Annotated in this window: 18 protein-coding genes and 1 riboswitch; of the genes, 12 read left to right on the top strand and 6 right to left on the bottom strand. The window is 67.4% G+C overall.

All coding sequences use genetic code 11. The features are described from left to right. The coding region (locus H0W40_RS15050) for an adenosylhomocysteinase (protein ID WP_292447671.1) at positions 1-1,037 on the bottom strand (1,037 nt) is incomplete at its 3' end. A gap of 96 nt (positions 1,038-1,133) precedes the next feature. Next, a riboswitch (S-adenosyl-L-homocysteine riboswitch) is annotated at positions 1,134-1,222 on the bottom strand. 151 nt (positions 1,223-1,373) lie between these two features. Between H0W40_RS15050 and H0W40_RS15045 the strand changes: the two genes are divergently transcribed. The 3 genes from H0W40_RS15045 (at position 1,374) to H0W40_RS15035 (ending at position 4,217) form a co-directional block, all read left to right on the top strand. Next, positions 1,374-3,014 (top strand): peptide chain release factor 3, encoded by a 1,641-nt coding sequence (locus tag H0W40_RS15045; RefSeq protein ID WP_292447670.1) that lies wholly within the window; start codon positions 1,374-1,376, stop codon positions 3,012-3,014. 82 nt (positions 3,015-3,096) lie between these two features. After that, positions 3,097-3,564: a glycine zipper 2TM domain-containing protein gene (locus tag H0W40_RS15040; RefSeq protein ID WP_292447668.1), complete on the top strand. Its 468-nt coding sequence runs from the start codon at positions 3,097-3,099 to the stop codon at positions 3,562-3,564. Positions 3,565-3,839: 275 nt separating this feature from the next. Continuing rightward, on the top strand, positions 3,840-4,217 hold the full coding sequence (locus tag H0W40_RS15035) for a hypothetical protein (protein ID WP_292447665.1): 378 nt from the start codon (positions 3,840-3,842) through the stop codon (positions 4,215-4,217). 41 nt (positions 4,218-4,258) lie between these two features. Here H0W40_RS15035 and H0W40_RS15030 read toward each other — a convergent pair whose 3' ends face one another. Continuing rightward, positions 4,259-4,633, bottom strand: coding sequence for an H-NS histone family protein (locus tag H0W40_RS15030; protein WP_292447662.1), 375 nt, complete (start codon positions 4,631-4,633; stop codon positions 4,259-4,261). 287 nt (positions 4,634-4,920) lie between these two features. On the opposite strand from H0W40_RS15030, the gene H0W40_RS20055 reads away from it, so the two are divergent. Further along, positions 4,921-5,646 (top strand): c-type cytochrome, encoded by a 726-nt coding sequence (locus H0W40_RS20055; RefSeq protein WP_367153824.1) that lies wholly within the window; start codon positions 4,921-4,923, stop codon positions 5,644-5,646. Between the two features lie 93 nt (positions 5,647-5,739). On the opposite strand, the gene H0W40_RS15020 is transcribed toward H0W40_RS20055, so the two are convergent. Further along, a complete protein-coding gene (locus H0W40_RS15020) occupies positions 5,740-5,952 on the bottom strand; it encodes a hypothetical protein (protein WP_292447659.1) in 213 nt (70 codons plus the stop codon). Then, on the bottom strand, positions 5,949-7,226 hold the full coding sequence (locus H0W40_RS15015) for a GDSL-type esterase/lipase family protein (protein ID WP_292447657.1): 1,278 nt from the start codon (positions 7,224-7,226) through the stop codon (positions 5,949-5,951). The genes H0W40_RS15020 and H0W40_RS15015 overlap by 4 nt, the downstream gene beginning before the upstream one ends. Between H0W40_RS15015 and crtI the strand changes: the two genes are divergently transcribed. The 6 genes from crtI to H0W40_RS14985 all read left to right on the top strand — a co-directional run bounded on the left by crtI (position 7,204) and on the right by H0W40_RS14985 (position 13,232). Further along, positions 7,204-8,766: a phytoene desaturase family protein gene (crtI, locus tag H0W40_RS15010; RefSeq protein WP_292447655.1), complete on the top strand. Its 1,563-nt coding sequence runs from the start codon at positions 7,204-7,206 to the stop codon at positions 8,764-8,766. The two genes, H0W40_RS15015 and crtI, sit on opposite strands and share 23 nt — an antisense overlap. 73 nt (positions 8,767-8,839) lie before the next feature. After that, entirely contained in the window at positions 8,840-10,405 is a 1,566-nt protein-coding gene (locus H0W40_RS15005) for an NAD(P)/FAD-dependent oxidoreductase (RefSeq protein WP_292447654.1), read from the top strand. A gap of 4 nt (positions 10,406-10,409) precedes the next feature. Next, a complete protein-coding gene (locus H0W40_RS15000) occupies positions 10,410-11,225 on the top strand; it encodes a lysophospholipid acyltransferase family protein (RefSeq protein WP_292447653.1) in 816 nt (271 codons plus the stop codon). Next, entirely contained in the window at positions 11,222-12,409 is a 1,188-nt protein-coding gene (locus H0W40_RS14995; RefSeq protein WP_292447650.1) for a glycosyltransferase, read from the top strand. Before H0W40_RS15000 ends, H0W40_RS14995 begins: the two co-directional genes overlap by 4 nt. A gap of 52 nt (positions 12,410-12,461) precedes the next feature. Continuing rightward, complete coding sequence (locus tag H0W40_RS14990) at positions 12,462-12,740, top strand: hypothetical protein (protein ID WP_292447647.1); 279 nt, start codon at positions 12,462-12,464, stop codon at positions 12,738-12,740. A 150-nt stretch (positions 12,741-12,890) separates the two neighbouring features. Beyond that, positions 12,891-13,232 (top strand): hypothetical protein, encoded by a 342-nt coding sequence (locus H0W40_RS14985; RefSeq protein WP_292447644.1) that lies wholly within the window; start codon positions 12,891-12,893, stop codon positions 13,230-13,232. Between the two features lie 32 nt (positions 13,233-13,264). Here the strand turns inward: H0W40_RS14985 and H0W40_RS14980 are convergent, their stop codons facing one another. Both H0W40_RS14980 and H0W40_RS14975 read right to left on the bottom strand, forming a co-directional pair. After that, positions 13,265-15,214 carry a serine/threonine-protein kinase gene (locus H0W40_RS14980; RefSeq protein WP_292447642.1) on the bottom strand — a complete coding sequence of 650 codons (1,950 nt, stop codon included), beginning with the start codon at positions 15,212-15,214 and terminating at the stop codon, positions 13,265-13,267. A 221-nt stretch (positions 15,215-15,435) separates the two neighbouring features. Beyond that, positions 15,436-15,963 (bottom strand): hypothetical protein, encoded by a 528-nt coding sequence (locus H0W40_RS14975; RefSeq protein WP_292447641.1) that lies wholly within the window; start codon positions 15,961-15,963, stop codon positions 15,436-15,438. A 328-nt stretch (positions 15,964-16,291) separates the two neighbouring features. Here H0W40_RS14975 and H0W40_RS14970 point away from each other — a divergent pair, with 328 nt between their 5' ends. Both H0W40_RS14970 and H0W40_RS14965 read left to right on the top strand, forming a co-directional pair. Then, complete coding sequence (locus tag H0W40_RS14970; RefSeq protein WP_292447637.1) at positions 16,292-16,681, top strand: hypothetical protein; 390 nt, start codon at positions 16,292-16,294, stop codon at positions 16,679-16,681. Beyond that, a partial coding sequence (locus H0W40_RS14965; protein WP_292447634.1) for a DUF5985 family protein occupies positions 16,682-16,924 on the top strand: 243 nt, incomplete at its 3' end.

Genomic DNA, 16,924 nt, shown 5'->3' with positions numbered 1-16,924 from the left:
CCGATGTTGCAGACGATGGCTTCGTCTTTCATCGCCGCCATGTGCTCGTAGCGGATCACGTTCTTGTTGCCGGTGGCGCTGACGAAGATGTCGGCCTTGTCGGCGGCGTACTCCATCGTCACGACCTTGTAGCCTTCCATGGCCGCCTGCAGCGCATTGATCGGGTCGATCTCGGTCACCCACACCTGCGCCGACAGGGCGCGCAGCGCCTGCGCCGAGCCCTTGCCCACGTCGCCGTACCCGGCCACGCAGGCCACCTTGCCGGCGATCATCACGTCGGTCGCGCGCTTGATCGAATCGACCAGCGATTCACGGCAGCCGTAGAGGTTGTCGAACTTGCTCTTGGTGACCGAGTCGTTCACGTTGATGGCGCGGAACAGCAAGGTGCCCTTCGCGCTCATCTCGTTGAGGCGGTGGACGCCGGTGGTCGTTTCTTCCGTCACGCCGATGATCTGCGCGCTCTTGCGGCTGTACCAGGTGCCGTCCTGCGCGAGCTTGGCCTTGATGGCGGCGTACAGGCAGGTTTCCTCTTCGCTCGTCGGGCTGGCCAGCAGCGAGGCGTCCTTCTCGGCGCGCTTGCCCAGATGCATGAGCAAGGTGGCGTCGCCGCCGTCGTCGAGGATCATGTTCGGGCCTTCGCCTTCAGCGCCCTTGGCGCCGAACTCGAAGATGCGGTGCGTGTAGTCCCAGTAGTCGGTGAGCGACTCGCCCTTGTAGGCGAACACCGGCGTGCCTTCGGCGACCAGTGCGGCGGCGGCATGGTCCTGCGTCGAGAAGATGTTGCACGAGGCCCAGCGCACCTCGGCGCCCAGCGCCTGCAGCGTCTCGACCAGCACGGCGGTCTGGATCGTCATGTGCAGTGAGCCGGTGATGCGCGCGCCCTTCAGCGGCTGGCTCGTAGCGAACTCCTGGCGGATCGCCATCAGACCGGGCATCTCGGTCTCGGCGATCTTGATCTCCTTGCGGCCCCACGCGGCGAGCGAGAGGTCGGCGATGACGTATTGGGTTTCGGTCAGCGGTTTGAGAACGGCACTCATGGCAGATGTGACTCCGGTTCGACGATGAACCGCAGGCCTGAGCACGAAAGGGAGGATCGCTCGGCGACCATGGACCCACCGCGCATCGTAAAAACCTGCGGGTGAGCGCCGTTGCCTGGTGAAAGGTTCCGAGCCTGGCAGTGGCCTGTAGATACAAGGCGACCGTCGCAACGCTCCTCGGAAGCGGAAATTGTAGCCACACCGCCGCGCCTGCATGCCCCGAGCCCGGGGAGCCCCGGATGAACCCGGTAGCATTCCGCGCCTGCGCACGCTCGCCGGCTGCCGTATCGCCGTGCGTCCATGCGCTCGCGCCCCGCGGCCCAGGAGCTTTCTTTCGTGTCACTTTCCTCGCATGCCACCGAGGTGCGGCGCCGCCGCACTTTCGCCATCATTTCCCACCCCGACGCCGGCAAGACCACCTTGACCGAGAAGCTGCTGCTGTTCTCGGGCGCGATCCACATCGCCGGCAGCGTGAAGGCCCGCAAGGCCAGCCGCCACGCCACCTCTGACTGGATGGAGATCGAGAAGCAGCGCGGCATTTCCGTGGCCAGCTCGGTCATGCAGATGCTCTACCGCGACTGCGTCATCAACCTGCTCGACACGCCCGGCCACAAGGACTTCTCCGAGGACACCTACCGCGTGCTCACCGCAGTCGATTCCGCGCTGATGGTGATCGACGCGGCCAACGGCGTGGAGCCGCAGACGCGTCGGCTGATCGAGGTGTGCCGCCAGCGGGGCACGCCCATCATGACCTTCGTCAACAAGATGGATCGCGAGGGCAAGGAGCCGCTGGAGCTGCTCGACGAGATCGAGCAGGAGCTCGGCATGCCCTGCGTGCCGATGACCTGGCCGGTCGGGCAGGGCAAGGCCTTCGGCGGCATCGTCGATCTGCGCCGCCGGCACATGCGGCTCTTCAAGGCCGGCGCGGACAAGCGCGGCGGGGACGACGAAACCGTGCCGCTGAGCGAGCGTGCGACCCTGCTGCAGCGCTTCGGCCACGACTACGAGCATGCCGAGCAGACCGTCGAGTTGCTGCAGGGCGCCGCCCCGAGCTTCGACGAGGCGGCTTTCGTCGCCGCTCGCCAGACGCCCGTGTTTTTCGGCTCCGGCGTCAACAACTTCGGCGTGCAGGAGGTGCTCGACGCGCTGGTCGATCTGGCCCCGCCGCCGGCGGCTCGCCACGTGAGCCTGGCCGACGGCAGCGACCGCGAGATCGCACCGGCCTCGGAAGGGTTTTCCGGCGTGGTCTTCAAGGTGCAGGCCAACATGGATCCGTCGCACCGCGACCGCATCGCCTTCGTGCGCGTGAACTCGGGCCGCTACGGGCAGGGCATGAAGCTCAGGGTGCAGCGCACGGCCAAGGAGTTGCGCCCGACCAGCGTGGTCACCTTCCTTTCGCAGCGCCGCGAGTCGGTCGAGGAAGCCTATGCCGGCGACATCATCGGCTTCACCACTCACGGCGGCGTGCAGCTCGGCGACACCCTGACCGACGGCGACGCGCCCTTGGCTTTCGGCAGCTACACGGGCCTGCCGTTCTTCGCACCCGAGCTGTTCCAGACCGTGGAGCTGGCCAACCCGATGAAAAGCAAGCAGCTCCAGCAAGGACTGCTGCAACTCGGCGAGGAGGGCGCGATCCAGGTTTTCCGGCCCACGACCGGCGGCGCCATGCTGCTCGGCGCCATCGGGCAGCTGCAGTTCGAGGTGGTCCAGCACCGCTTGAAGGCCGAGTACAGCGCCGACGTGCGGCTCGGCGCCAGCCGGTTCACGGGCGCCCGCTGGGTCACCTGCGACGACGACGCGGCCATGCGCAAGTTCACTGACGAGGCCGCCAGCAAGCTGGCGCGTGACGCCGCCGACACCCTGGCCTATCTGATGACCTCGCCCTACGACTTGCGCCTGACGCAGGAGCGCCACCCCGCGGTGGTGTTCCATCCGCTGCGCGAGCACGCCGGGCTGGCCCTGCAGCCGTCGGCGTGAGCTGCTGAACGTTTCGGGCGCATTTGCGTCAACCTGTCTGCGGCAGACAGTTGTACGCTCGCATTTCGCAAGGAGGAAAGCCATGAAGAAACTTCTGATTTCAGGCTTGGTGATGGTGCTGGCTGCCTGCTCCACCACCAGCCCCGACGTGATCCAGCGCGGCGATGCGCAGCGCCTTTCGCAGGTGCAGGACGCGGTGGTCATCAATGTGCGGCCAGTCACGGTCGAAGGTTCGCAATCGGGCATCGGCGGTGCGTCCGGCGCCGTGATCGGCGGTGTGGCGGGCAGCTCGGTGGGCGGCAGCCGCGAGGCGATCGCAGTCGGCGTGCTGGGCGCCGTGGCCGGCGCGATCATCGGCAACACGGCCGAGCGTTTCGGCACCCGCGAACAGGCCTACGAGATCATGGTCCAGTTGCGCAACGGCGAGCGCCGCGCCATCGTGCAGGCGCAGGGCAACGAGACCTTCCAGCCCGGCGATCAGGTCGTGCTGGTCTCCACGGGCGGCACCACCCGCGTCAGCCGCGCCCAGTCCGTCGGACCGCGCAGTTGAAGCCGGCGCTCCTCAGGCCGTTAGTGTGCGGCGCGCCCACGTCTTCCGCTTTCTGGCTCCGTACGGGCTTGGCGGCGGGGCTGTGTGCTCTCTGGCTTGCGCCGTCACCGGCCGAAGCTGGCGGCGGCGTGACCGAACCGCCCGCTGCCGCCAAGCCGGCGAAGCCGAAGGCCGCCAAGCCGGCAAGCCGACGTGCGCCTCAGCGCAAGCAGGCCCCCCTGCCGCCGGCACCTCTCGCCGCCGCGACGCCTGAGCAACTCGAGGCCGCAGAACGAGTGTTCTACGGCCTGCACCAGTGCGAGTTTGCGCAGGCTGTCGACGTGGCGATCTCGCCGGAGCAGCCCGGTTATGTCACCGTGAAATTCGGCAAGGCCGCTTACGTGATGCGGCCGGTGGTCTCCAGCACCGGCGCCATCCGGCTTGAAGACATCACAGGCGAAACGCTGATGGTGCAGATCACCGCCAAATCGATGCTGTTGAACGTCAAGGCCGGTAGCCGCCTCGTCGATGAATGCATCAGTGCGAAGCACCATGAGGCAATGGAAGCGGCAAGCCTCAGCGAGGCGGCCGCAAGTGCAGCGGCTATTTCAGCGGAAGCAGCAGCATCTGTTGCCGTGCCCCCCAGCGCCTCTGCGCCGGCGGCGGCGCAATAGACGCCGGGCGCTTCAGCCGCGGCGCAATTTCGGTAAAAGAATCAGGCTGCCATATCTTGCGCGGTCTTTCCGCTGGCAAGGGCGTCGAGAAACCATTTCGGACGGCGGCCGTGTCCCGACCAGCTATTGCCGGCGTCATCGCGGTATTTCACTTTGGAAGCGCGCTTGCCGCCAGTGGCAGCCGATTTGCGCCCGCTCTTGGCGGCGCCGGGTTTGCGGCCGGGTCTTTTTGCGCCGCCGAGTCCGAGTTGTTCTGCGCTCAGATCGTAAAAGGCAATGGCCTCCTTGATGCGCGCGACGACATCCTTGGTTTCTTTCTGCTTGATTGCATCTGCCTGCCGTTCGAGTGCCGCAATTTGCTTCTTGAGCTGCGCCAGAGATTTGGCCATCTGGAAGATCCTGTCGATGAGTTTCAACGGAATGGAGCATAAGCCAAGGCGACACGGTCAGTCGGCCAGGCAAAGCGCGGGGCTGGATTCATGCGGCTGGCACAGAAGCACGCCTACTGGTTGAACATTGCTTATCGTTAAAAAAAGCGGTTGCCGACTCGCCTGCAGTTGCGGGGTTGATCCATACGCGTGCACACGAATGCGTGCATTGGCGTTTGCGCAGTTGGCTTGTACTGCGGTGAACTCGACCGGTTACTCACAGGAACGCCGATTGCTTGCGAGTTCGTTCGGTGCTTTTTCGACAGGACAACCCTATGAACACTCCCATACAGACACGTTCGCCGATTGCTGCGGTGCTTTTGTTCTCGGCCTGCCTTGCCCTCAGCGCGTGCGAACGCACCGATTCGACGGCCGGCGAAGTCAGCCCGGCCGCGCAGGAGGCTGCTTCCCAGGCCGACGCCATTGCGGTGCCGCCGGTGCCCGAAGCCTCCGCGCCCGATGCCGCTTCGCAGCCGCAGTCGTCGGCCTCCCCGGTCTCATCGACCGACGAGGCAATGCCCATGACCGACACCGCCAGCGTTGAGAAGCCTGCAACCGACACGCCGCTGGCGGATGCTGCCGAAGGGAAGGCGATTGCCGACACCGCGGCGGGCACCGCCGGTGCCAGCGCGCCGGCCGGCGGAGGCGCTGCCGCTGCCGGCGGCGCCTCCGGCGCCGAGGGCAAGCTCTACCAGGTCGTGGACGGCTACAAGGTCGACGTAGCGACGATGGAAGGTTTTCGGACTTGGCGGGCTGCCGCCTGCGACCGCTGCCACGGCGCCAACCAGGAGGGCATGGTCGGGCCGTCGCTGATCGAAAGCCTGAAGGTTCGCGACAAGGCGTATTTCGTCGACGTGCTCACCAATGGCCGCTTGGTCAAAGGCATGCCCAGCTTCAAGACCAGCACGGTGGTCATGGAAAACCTGGACGAGCTCTACGCTTACCTCAAGGGCCGCTCCGACGGTGCCATCACGCGCGCCAAAGTCGAGCCGATGAGTTGAAGCGCGCGATGCCTTAATCGGCGATCGCACCGCTCGGCCGGTTCAGACGGAGAAGCCGTCCGCGCGGTTCGACGACGGCCACGAGGCCGAACGTCATGGAAGCAAAATGATGGCCCCGCGCTGCACTAGCTGGTCGAACTGGTCACTGCTGATCACCGCAGTCTCTTCGCCGGCACCCTCGCTCCATGTCAACGTGACCGTGCCGGCGTGCGGCTCGACGCTGCACGGCCCTTTCGGAACGGTAGGCTGTGGACCATCGGGTCCGGCATAGGGAAACGGCTCTTGCACAGTGGCTTTGATAATCATTGCGTTGCTCCTGGTGATGCGATGGGCCAGGCGCTTCGCGCGCGTCTGGGCAGTCGCCGCCGATCCGCGGCCGCTCGCAGTGCGTTGGCCATGCCGGTACGCCGCTTGAGCACCTCGTAGCAAAAGCGGTAGCTGTGGCTGCTCGGATGCAGGCCGTCGGTGGAGTAGTACTTGCGGCATTCGCTCGAAAAAACGTCGCGTCCTCTCTCGTGGAAAAAGCTCACGAACTCGACACCGGCCCGGGCTGCACAAGTCGCGAAGATGCGCGAGGCCTTTCGCGTGCGTGCCGACAGCCACCATGAGAACGGCGCGATGAACAGCGGCGACAAACCGATGTTGGCCACGCCCATCCAGATGGTGCGCTTGCCCACGCAGCGCAGTTGCTCGAGCAGATGCGTGGCATCAGTCGTCAACGCGCGCCAGTCGGTCAGGCGCAGCACGTCGTTGCCCCCCGCATGCAAGAGCACGAGATCGAAGTGATGAGGCGGCCAATGCTGCATTCGGCACTGCTCGATCACATCGACCAACCTGGCCCCCGCCACACTGGCGTTGACCACCTCCGCGTTCGGAAATTCGGCGGCAAGCAGTCCGGCGAGCGAATCGTGAGGATCGGCAGCACCGATTCCCACACCGGTGCTGTCGCCCAGAACGAGAACGCGCGCGCGCCGCAGTGCCGGGCGATGTTCGAAGCACTCGCAAGCACCAGTGTGATCGGCTTTGCGCAACGCGCGCAGAAGCTGACCTGCTTGAACGCAAACAAGCCCCATCAAGCCAGCCGCGCCAATACCGATCAGAGCGCCCGGCCTCGCGGCGCCTGCGTTCCATGCCCGTTTCAACCACCCTGACGGACCTGCCTGCGCCATTGCGTTTGTTCCTGTTGCGCGAACTTCTTTCACGCCGTTTTTCGGCATGGCACATGCCCGCGTCTGCGTGCTGGCGCACGTCCACAGGTCGTGCACGAGTCGCTCCGGACTCAGGCGTGCGGGAATGCGCGTTTGCGGTACAAGACGGGTTTCGTCTTCCGGATCAAGGAGTACCTGAAGATGTCTTTCAATGCCGTGGCTGCTTCGGCTGCCGCTCGTTTGCCCACCCGCTGCGGCGCCCCTTGCAAGACGGCGCTGGCGCTCGGTATGCAAAGCATTCCCCTCGGCGTTTTCGTCGGCCCTGTTTTGAGAGAACCGGCGGTGTCCGCGCGCGCGGGCCGTCCTGCCTGCGCCGCGGTCTTGTCGTTCACGCATTGAGCGGCGTCTGATGTCGCGCTCGGTCGTCATCATCGGCGCCGGCCCTGGCGGGCTGGCCGCTGCCATGCTGCTCGCCGCGTCCGGCCAGAACGTCACGGTGATCGAACGCGGCGCACGCGTGGGAGGGCGCTGCAGCCGACTCGAACTGGGGGACTACCGCTTCGACGCGGGGCCGACCTTCTTTCTTTACCCGCGCATCATCGAAGAGCTGTTCGAGAGCTGCGGTTTCGACTTTCGCAAAGAGGTCGAAATGTTGCGCCTCGACCCACTCTACCGGCTTTCCTTCATGCGCGAGGACGGCGCTTTCGATCACTTGCGGCTGTGGTCCGATCCACAGCAGCTCGCCGCGGCAGTGGCCGAGTTCAGCCCGCACGACGCGGCCGGCCTGCAGCAGTTCATGCTCGACAACCGCGCCAAGCTGGCCGCCTTCGAGCCGGTGCTCTCGAGGCCCTTCTCGCGCATGACGGATTTCCTCGATCCGCAGATCCTCAAGGCCCTGCGGCACTTGCGTCCATGGGCGAGCGTCGACCGCGAACTGGCGCGCTATTTCCAGGATCCGCGACTCAGGCTGGCCTTCTCGTTCCAGAGCAAGTACCTGGGCATGTCGCCGTTTCGCTGTCCGAGCCTGTTCACGATCCTTTCGTTTCTCGAACACGAACATGGCGTGTGGCATCCGGTCGGTGGCTGCAACGCGGTGATCGACGTGATGGCGCGGCTGGCGCAGCGCATGGGCGTGCGCATCGAGCTGCAGCAGCCCGTCGAGGAGATTGTTTTCGAGGGCCGCAAGGCGGTTGGGGTGCTCACGGCGGCGGGCGTGCACCGCGCCGATGCGGTGGTCGTCAATGCCGACTTCGCCCAGGCCATGCACACGCTGGTGCCCGATGCGCTGCGAACGCGCTGGACCGACGCGAAGCTGGCCTCCAAACGTTATTCGTGCTCGACCTTCATGCTCTACCTCGGCATAGAAGGCTCTGTGGATCTGGATCACCACACGGTACTGCTTGCTGAAAAATATGCCGACAACCTGCGTGAGATCGAGTGCGGCAGCGCACCACCGGCCACGCCCTCGGTCTATGTGCAGAACGCCTCGCGCAGCGATCCGACGCTGGCGCCGCCCGGCCACAGCACGCTGTACGTCCTGGTGCCGGTGGGCAATCTCGAACGCGGCATCGACTGGGCGCGCGAACGCGCACGCTACCGTGCGCTGGTCTTCAAGCGACTCGAGGCGATGGGCATTCAAGACTTGGAACGGCGCATCCGCGTCGAACACATCATCACGCCGCAGGAATGGGCGAGCGATCACGCGGTGTTCCGCGGCGCCACCTTCAACCTCGCGCACTCGCTCGACCAGATGCTGTGCTGGCGGCCGAACAACCGCTTCGAGGATCTGGAGCGCGTGTACCTCGTCGGCGGCGGCACGCATCCGGGCAGCGGCCTGCCGGTGATTTTCGAGGGCGCGCGCATCACCGCACGGCTGATGGCCGAGGACCTCGGCTTCAAAGCGCTCGCGCCGCGCCAGGCGACCGCGTTGACGCCTCGCACCGGCGCGGCCTTGATAGGGGCATGTGAATGAGCGGGCGCCAGACCGCCCCAACACGGTTCGCCGCGCCTCGCGGGAACGGCGCGGCACGCGCAAGGAGGGATCCGTGAACAAAACCGTTCTGCCCGTGGCAGTGATCGGCGGCGGACTCGGCGGCCTGGCGGCGGCCGTGACGCTTGCCGGCCGCGGCCATCGCGTGGTGCTGTTCGAGGCCAACGACTGGCTGGGCGGCAAGGCGGCGAGCTTCGAGGAAGAGGGCTTCCGCTTCGACATGGGCCCGACCATCCTTACCCTGCCCGAGGTGCTTCGGCGCGTGTTCGCCGAGGCCGGCCGCGATATGGACCGCGAACTCGAGCTGCTGAAGCTGGAGCCGCAGTGGCGCTGCTTCTTCGACGACGGCGCGGTGCTCGACCTGGTGGGCGACGTCGATGCAATGGCCCGGCGCATCGATGCCTTCGCTCCGGGTCGCGAGGTCGGCGAGGGCTACCGCCGCTACATCGAGCAATCGGAGCAACTGCACCGCATCTCGGAGAACTTCTTCTTCTGGAAAAGCGTCGAGGGCGTCAGTGACACCTTCAACCTGCGCAACAGCTTCAGCCTGAGCACGCTGGCCGACGTGCTGGCCCTGCGCATGGGCCGCACTCTCGGCGGCGTGGTGCGCGAACACGTGAACGACGCGCGCATCGCGCAGCTCGTCGATCACTTCGTGCAGTACGTCGGCTCCAACCCGTTTGCGGCGCCGGCGGTGCTCGGCGCCATCGCGCACATGCAGACGCAGGAAGGCATCTGGTACCCGCGCGGCGGCACGCGCTCGGTGCCGCAGGCGCTGGAGCGCGTGGCGCGCGAGTTGGCCGTGGAAATGCGCACGGGCACGGCCATCGCCCATATCCAAACGGCCGGCGGCCGGGTCTCGGCCGTCGTCACCGAGGCAGGCGAACGGGTGCCGGTGCATGCCGTGGTCTCCAACATGGACGCCGTGCGTACCTACCGCGAGTTGCTCGATCCGGCCCAGGCCGAGCGGGGCGCGGCGCTGCGAGATCGCGAGCCGGCCTGCTCGGGCGTGGTGTTCTATCTGGGCCTGGACCGCGCCTACGAGCACCTCGCCCACCACGACTTCGTGTTCTCGCGCAATGCCGAGGAAGAGTTCGACTACATCTACCGCCGCGGCGAGCCGGCGCCCGACCCCACCTGCTACCTCGCCGCCCCGGCGCGCACCGAGCCCGGCGTGGCACCGGCCGGCGGCGAAGCCCTTTACATCCTGGTCCACACGCCCTACCTGCGCCCGCACCATGACTGGCGCGTGATGCTGCCGGCCTACCGGCGCGTGGTGTTCGACAAGCTGGCGCGCTGCGCCGGCCTCACCGACCTGGAAGACCGCATCAAGGTCGAACGCCATCTGACGCCGCAAGACATCCACGACCGCTACCGCGTGCTCAATGGCGCGATCTACGGGCTGGCCAGCCACGGCCGCTTCACCGGCGCTTTCAAGCCCGGCAACCGTCGCTCCGATGTTCCGGGCCTGTATCTGGCCGGCGGCGCGGCGCACCCCGGCCCCGGCATGCCGATGGTGCTGATGTCGGGCTGGATCGCCGCCGACGCTTTCGACACGGACGAGCGCGCCGCCGCCGCCGCCCCGGCCGGCTCTTCGCGCCTCGCCGGGGCGCAGCGATGAGCCCATGACATCCCCGCGCGCCTTTGGAGAGCCGCTGCCCGGGCGGTCGGCTCGCTCGGTGCGTTTTTTCGGCGCCGTGATGGCCCGCCACGTGCGCGCGAACTTCCATGCGCTGCGCATTGCCCGCGCGGGTTGGCCCGAGTTGCCGCAAGGCACTGCCGTGGTCGCCTACTGCAACCACCCGTCATGGTGGGACGCGGCCGTGCTGCCGGTGCTGGCCACGCGGTTGTTCCCCGGCCGCTGCAGCTTCGGCCCGATCGATGCGCAAGCGCTGCGCAAGTACCGCTTCATGGAGCGCATCGGCTTCTTCCCGGTCGAGCAGGCCACGTGGGCCGGCAGCGCCCGTTTCCTGCGCACCGGCCAGGCGCTGCTGGCGCGGCCCGACACGCTGCTGTGGATCACGCCCGAAGGCGGCTTCACCGATCCACGCCGACGACCGATCGTGCTGCGGCCCGGCTTGGCGGCGCTGCTCGCTCGCTCGCCGGCCGCGGTGGCGCTGCCCGTGGCACTCGAGTACCCGTTCTGGACCGAGCGCACGCCGGAGGCGCTGGTGCGTTTCGGCGCGCCGGTGCCGGCGGCCGAACTGGCAGGCCGCAGGCCGCCGGAGATCCAGGCCGCACTGGAGGGGGCCCTGCGCGAAACCATGGACGCGCTCGCCATCGATGCCATCGCCAGGGACGAAGCGCGCTTCACGACGCTGCTCGAGGGCCGCGCCGGCATCGGCGGCGTGTACGACGGCTGGCGGCGGCTGAAGGCCTGGTCGCAGGGAGAGCGCTTCGACGCCGCTCACGGCACCGGTCCGCGAGAGAAGTCGGAATGACAGCGCTGGCCTGGGCGGCGGCCTTGCTCGCTTTGCTGCCGCTGCTACTCGGCCTGCGCAACCTGATGCTGTTTCGGGTGCCGCGCGAGCCGGCGCCGGTGGGCTGTCGCGTGTCCATCCTGATCCCGGCGCGCGACGAGGCGGCCAACATCGGCGAAGCGGTCGCGGCGGCGCTGGCGAGCGTCGAGGTCGAGGTCGAAGTGGTGGTGCTGGACGACCAGTCGAGCGACGAGACCGCGAGCATCGTGCGCCGACTGGCGCACGGCGATTCGCGCGTGCGGCTGGTCGTCCCGCCGCCCTTGCCGCCCGGCTGGGCGGGCAAGCAGCGGGCTTGCTCCCTGCTGGCGGGCCAAGCGCGGCACGAGGTGCTGATGTTCATCGATGCCGACGTGCGGCTCTCGCCCGAAGCGGCGTCACGCGCGGCCGGTTTCCTGCTGCGCGAGGCGAACCTGGGCTTGGTCAGCGGCTTTCCGCGCGAGACGACCGGATCCATCGCCGAGCACTTGGTGATTCCCTGGATCCATGTGCTGCTGCTCGGCTACCTGCCGATGGATTTCATGCGGCATTCCCGCCGGCCTGCGTTCGGCGCTGGCTGCGGTCAGTGGATGGTGGCGCGGCGCGATGCTTACCTCGAAGTCGGCGGCCACGGTGCGGCGCCGGCCTCGCGCCACGACGGCGTCAGCTTGCCTCGCAGTTTTCGCGCCGCCGGCTGGCGGACCGACCTGTTCGACGCTACGCCTCTGGCCCGATGCCGCATGTACCGCGGCTTTCGCGAGGTCTGGGACGGTTTCGGAAAGAGCGCCGGCGAAGGTTTGGCCACGCCGATGGGGCTGCCCGTGTGGACGCTGCTCATCGCCGGCGGCCACCTGTTGCCCTGGCTGCTGCTGCCGCTCGGCTGGATGACCGGGCAGGCGCAAGTGATGCAGTTCGCCGCGCTGGGCATTGCCGCCAATCTGGTTCTTCGTGTTCTGCTGGCTTGGCGCTTCGGCCAGCATCCGCTCGGAGTTGCCTTGCACGCGGTGGGCGGGGCGCTCGTGCTGGCCTTGAATTGGGCCGCGCTGCGTCGGCATGTCGGCGGGCGGCCCAGCCTGTGGCGCGGCCGGGCGTATGTCGGCGGGCGACGGGTCGATCTGGCCGAGCCTGGCGCTCCCGTTTCCACAGCGCGGCGACGCGGTTCAAGCTAGGGAGGGAACGGAGCTTGCTCGACAGGGTCATCCGTCATCGTTCGAGCGCACCATGAGCAGTCCTACCCCTTCCCCCAACCGCAGCGGCAACGAGCCCCCCCTGAACACATTGCGCGAGCCCGATGGAAGCGGCCTTGCCTTGTGGTCGGCACTGTTCGTGGCCAGCAGTGCCTTGCTGGTGTTCTTTACCACGGGGCCGGCTTACGCTCGGCCGAATATGCAGACGATCTCCGCTTCTGCACCGCGCTATGGCGATGTGGCGCGTCTGCCCTCTGGAAGCCGTGTTCCGGTGGCTGTACAGGAAGACGTCGACCGTGACGCTTGGCAGTGAAGGCTTCGCGTGGAGCGTTGTTTCGCGGCCAAATATGTTCACCGAAGACATATATGAGTACTAGGGTTTACCATAATCAGGGTAATTACTAGGTGGCCCGCTGCTCCCGCAGCGACCGCCCACCCAGTTTTGTCTTGAACGGAGAACCCGATGAACCTCACGAGAACTTTCTTAGCGAGTTCGATCGCTTTTGCAGGCGTTACTTTACTGAGCGTTGCCCAGGCGCAAGACGTCGGCCAGCATCCTGCAGTTTTTGCGCCGCGCGCTCTGCCGGCCGTCGATCCGTCGACCTTCATCGTGGGGCACCCCGCCGGTCTTGCATTGCGTAGCGGACACGCGAACCACGAGCACCCGGCTGTCACACGCAAAGCATTGCTGCCAATGCTGGATACCGGACGCTATCTTGTGCAGCCCCCGGCAACGACAAGCTGGAGCGCGGGGAGTGAAGGACAAGCCGCGACGCTGGCCCAAGTGCCGGTGATCGTTCGATGACAGGGCTTCGCTGACCGGCAGCGAAAACCCGCTCAGGGCAGTCGGACGAATCCCCACCAGCCTGTCTTGCGCAGGTTGGCGCATTGCACGTGACCGCTGAACCGGCTCAGCTTGCACTGCCTTTGCATGCACACGTAATCGGTGTAGCGCTCCTGCCGGGCGCAAATCCGGCGCGGCGATTCGCCTCGGCGTGCTGCGACCTTGCGCGGGCTTGCGCCGCCCACCTCTGCAATGCTGGACGGTCCGCCGCCGACGCCGCCTGGCGCCTCGCGGACGCCGCGCGCGCTTTGCTGCGCCACCGCGCTGGTCGTTACGGACTCGACTGCCTGCACCGGCTGATGTGACGCCTGGGCGTTCATGGCGGGTGTGAGCCATTCCGTGATCAGGCCGGTGTCCGGATCGGCCACGGACTCTTCGCTCTCCCGTGACATGGGTGTTCCGGCAACCTGCAGATCTTGCGGCGGCTCGTACGCCGGCGGCTGCCGCGTGTAGATCGCTGCTGGTTCCTCCGGTTCCTGTTCGGTGACGAGTTCCGGCGCTGCAAATGCGTCCGGGGTGGCTTGCCGCTCAGCGACGGCCGCGGCCGAACTGGCCATCACGGCCATGTCGCGGCCGACGCGGCGCTCATCGAACGAATGCCAGCCGACGCTGCCCGCGGCACCCAGCAAGACCGCTGCCATGCTCCAGGGCAAAGCCCGCCTCAGCCGCGCCTGACGAGGCGCCCGCAGTGTCGGGCACTGCGATTCCGCCGGCGCTTTTGCAGACGCGTCACCCGGTGGCCGGGCGGTGTCCGAAGCGGCTCCGGCGCCGATCTGCGTTGCTGCCGGCCCGGCGCCGGAGGCGGCCACCGAGCCAGTCCATCGTGCCGCCAGCGAAGCTGCAGCCGCCGGCCAGCGCCTGGACAGCACCGCCGCAGCGCCGTGGGCGTGCGCCAACAAGCGGGCGGTCGTCGTGATGGCGCCCTGGGCTACGGCGGCCGGGCGCAACTGTCGGGCTTCCCCGGTAGCCGCGGCGGCCCCGACCGAATCGGCTCCGCCTAGGGCCAGCGCCTGCCTGAACTGCGCCACGCTCTGGGGCCGTTCCGAGGGGCGCAACGCCAAAGCCCAATCGATCGCCGCCAGGAAGCCCGGGCTGTAATTCAGGCCCGGAAAGCTTGCAGACAGGGTGCGCACTTCCAGGGCCAGCGAGGGTAGCCGGTCGCCCACCGCACGCACGGTCGACGGAATGGGCGGCCGGGCGGTGATGCAGTTGCGCATGACGGCGCCCAGCGCATAGAGGTCGGTCCACGGGCCTTGACGCAGATCGGTCGCCTCGGCGTACTGCTCGATCGGCGCGAAGCCCGGTTTGAGAATGGCCGTGAGTTGCTGGGAACCTTCACCGACGATGTGGCGGGCCGCCCCGAAGTCCAGGAGCACCGGCGTGGCGTCCGGCAGCAGCAGGATGTTGTCGGGCGAGATGTCACGGTGCAGGCAGGACTCGGCATGCAACGCCTCGACCGCCCCGAGCAGTGAACCGAGCAAGGCCCGCAGCCAGGCCTCGTCGGGCGGGCGCGGCATCGCCCGGCGTGCGGTCAGCAGGGTCGTGCCTTCGAGGTAGCGCATCGCCATGTAGGCAGTGCCATTGGCCTTCCAGAAGTGATGCACGCGCACCAGCGACGGATGGTCGAAACGCGCCAGCATGCGCGCTTCCTCGAGGAAGGAATCAAGGCCTTGCTCGAAGGTCTGCGCGTTCGACGACGTGCGCAGTTCGACCTGCGCGCCTTCGCCGCGCATGGCCAACGCCGACGGCAGGTACTCCTTGATCGCGACCAGCCGGTCGAGGGCCGGGTCGCGGGCCAGGTAGACGATGCTGAAGCCGCCCACGCCGAGCACGCGCACGATTTCGAACTCGCCGACCCGGCTACCGGGGATCAGGGCGACGCGCGCGTGGCGCTGATAGTGCTGCGTCGGCTCGAAGCCGGGAAGGGCGGTGGGCGTGGGCATAACAGGGGGCCGCAGGGGACGCGGAGAGCTCGCACGTCGCGGACGGCGAAATCCGGCGTTCGGCGCGTCCGGGAGGGCGATTTTCAGCTTGTAGCGTGGCGGGTTCCGCCGATGTGTTCGCGAGCACACACAGGGCGGGCGCGACGGTGTCCGCAGGGCAGAGACGATGCTTGCAAACAACGGCCGGGGCGGATGCCACCCGGCCGGGGCTGCGGCGAACTTCAGCGCAGCGGCTCGCCGCGGGGGCCGGCCGGCAGCAACAAGGCGAGCGCGAAGCAAGCGACCATCAGCGTCGCCGTCATCAACGAGGGTCCGGGTACGGCGGGCGCAGAACGTCGGCGGGAATACGGGGCTGCCGCGCCGCTGACTGCCGGCAAGGCGCGCAATGCGGGCGCCGTGCGAACGGCTTGCGCGACGGCGCCCGATGAGCGTGCCGCAGTGCTCACATGCGCCAAAACGGCCGTGGCGCTGGCCGCCGCGGAACGCACCGCTTTCTGAGCCAGAAAAAAGGCGCGGGTCTCGGCCACCGGGTCCCTGCCGGCCTGCAAGTCATCGCCCGGCGGGCGAGCGTTGCTCAAGCGATTGCTGGCCATGCCTTCGATCAGGCAGCGGCCTGAGCGGCGGTCCCACAGCCAGTAGAAGCCTTCCACCAGCGTGAGGATCTGAACCGGCGTGGCTCGCACCAGCGTGTGGCGGTAGCCGTCCGTGTCGTACAACGTTTTGGTGATGTCGAGAAGAGTGCGCGACATGGTGCCGTTCTCGTTGAGGCGCGCGGGCGAGTTCGAGTCGCGCGTCCGGAGTCGAAGAAACAGGCCGGCGGTGCCGGCCGCTGAGCCCTATGCGGCTTGCGCCGCTGGGCATGGCAGTTAGGATGACGCGGTACGCCACCCCGCCAACTTCAAAAAAACGACCGCAAGCGGTCGCAATTCGGCCGACCTCGAGACGCGTCGGCCGCACGCCCAGGATGAAACTGCCCCCACGCTTACTTCGTTCGCCGATCCTGGAGGGGGCGGTCGGTGCCCAAGGGCGACGTCAGTCGGCCATCTCTGGCGCCGGGGCGGTCCGGCGGGCGCCGACATGACATCGGCCCGGCCCATCCCCGACGACGTGCGCCGCTTCGTAATGACCAGCGTGCCCACGGTGCCGTACCTAGAAGCCATGCTGCTGTTTAACGCTGCGCCCGAGCTCCGGCGCAACCGCGCCGATGTGGCTTCGCTGCTATATCTGAACGAACAGACAGCCGGCGAACTGCTCGAGGCCTTGTGCTCGGCAGGTGCCATCGTGCCCGTCGAGAGCGCGCCCGGGCGTTTTCGCTATGCGCCCAGCGAGGCGGCACACGCGGCGATCAGCAAACTGGCGGAGGTTTATGCCGGCAACCTGGTCGGCGTCACCAACCTGATCCACGACCGCACGCAGCGCAGTGCGCAGCGCTTCGCCGACGCGTTCAAGCTCCGAGAGGACCGATGAATGGACAAGATCATCTACACCTTGTGTGCCCTGACGGCCGCGACCACGGCAGGCCTGCTGCTGCGCGCCTACATGCGCACGCGCTTTCGGCTGTTGCTATGGAGCGGCCTTTGTTTCGTGGCCTTGACGGTGAGCAACGTGCTCCTGGTGCTGGACCGCGTGGTTTTCGAGAGCAGCGATCTGGCGACCTGGCGCCTGGCCGCCGGTCTGGCCGGGGTGCTCCTGCTCGTCGGCGGACTGATC

The organism is Methylibium sp. (assembly GCF_013817345.1).
GTDB lineage: Bacteria > Pseudomonadota > Gammaproteobacteria > Burkholderiales > Burkholderiaceae_C > Methylibium.
Note: the sequence above shows the minus strand (reverse complement) of the source record. Positions and strands in the feature narration are given on the sequence as shown.